Source organism: Roseburia sp. AF42-8, from assembly GCF_003435965.1.
Taxonomy (GTDB): Bacteria; Bacillota; Clostridia; order Lachnospirales; family Lachnospiraceae; genus Roseburia_C; species Roseburia_C amylophila.
This window is the reverse complement of sequence record NZ_QTVB01000126.1, coordinates 1-1,210: the sequence shown is the minus strand read 5'-3', so window position 1 is coordinate 1,210 and position 1,210 is coordinate 1. Positions and strand designations below refer to the sequence as shown.

Below are 1,210 nucleotides of genomic sequence, written 5' to 3'. Positions count from 1 at the left end.
ATGCATCATATGCACTGATTGTAGCACTACTGCCACCTAACTGTCCACCAATAATACTGCGAAGATAGCCTGCCATCATATCGATGGGATACATATCTGCATGGCTGTGTGCCTCTTCATATTCCCCTATCTGTGTGCGGACATTCTGCACTCCGGCAAGCGCATTGTCAAAGCAGCTTTCCATACAGGTTGTAGAAAATCTGCCCACATCAAGATAAGCAGATAGTTCTCTCTCAATATCCGCCACTTCCTCTGCTACCACATCAAAGTCTGATCTTGCTCCCTGAATGTTCTCCTCCTGTCCCTCCATGCATCTCCGACATGATAGCAATCTCTACAATACTCTTCTTACCGCATCTATCTGTTCTATCCACCAGTCAATCTGTGCCAGAATCAGTTCCCGAATGCTGGTAATTTCTTCATATTTTACCTGAAATCCCATAACTTTCTCCACTCTCCCTATTTTGTCTTTATCATTTTCATCAAAGAAGCTTCTGCATCAACCAGTTCATCACGCAGTGTGAAAAGCTTCCCGACATCCTGCGTCAGGAGGCTCTAATAATAACTCATCAGACCAATTAACTGTGAAAAGCCCGCCCGGTACGCTGTCATGGCGTCCATTGATACATTTAAATTCGGAACTGTAAGCTATTTTCCTTCTACCTCACCGGATACCGTTGAAAAAGAATTTACCTTTGATGTATAAACATTGGTATCTAATTTTATCAGCATAATGATGCCATTCCTATTCTGTAAATGTTATTCCTGTTACTATTTCTTACACTTATATGCACATTAATATGCCTTACTACCTCCACCATTCGATTGTGTACCAAATAAAATTTAATTCGTTTTTAAATACCGCTGCTATTTCGTTTTTTATTTCGTTATTTTTCTAAGTCAGCAACCACCAGTTCAACTGATGGTTTGTTATAAGCCCTCCAAAGAGCTATGTTACCGCTCGCCCAAAAGGGCGGTGTCGCAATCATTTTTACTGGTCCGCTATAAAGCGGTACTTCTTGAATCTTCTTTTCTCGATTCCTCTGCTTGCTCTTTTATATATTTTTGTACTGCTTCGTCTGTGATATTACCGATTGTTTCTACATAATATCCTATTTATTTTTTTGCAACTTAAAATTCTCAAAAGTTATTTTACAATTATCACAAAGTGGATCATATTCTTCACTCCAAAATTTCTTGTATTAAAAAA

At 39.0% G+C, this 1,210-nt stretch carries 1 protein-coding gene and 1 pseudogene; both read right to left on the bottom strand.

Going from position 1 to position 1,210, the window contains the following annotated elements:
- Positions 1-310: hypothetical protein (locus DW059_RS15610; protein WP_147326081.1), on the bottom strand; the 310-nt coding region annotated here is incomplete at its 3' end.
- Positions 311-1,002: 692 nt separating this feature from the next.
- A pseudogene (locus DW059_RS17870) lies at positions 1,003-1,113 on the bottom strand (IS200/IS605 family transposase); the annotation flags it as partial.
- Positions 1,114-1,210 lie beyond the last annotated feature (97 nt).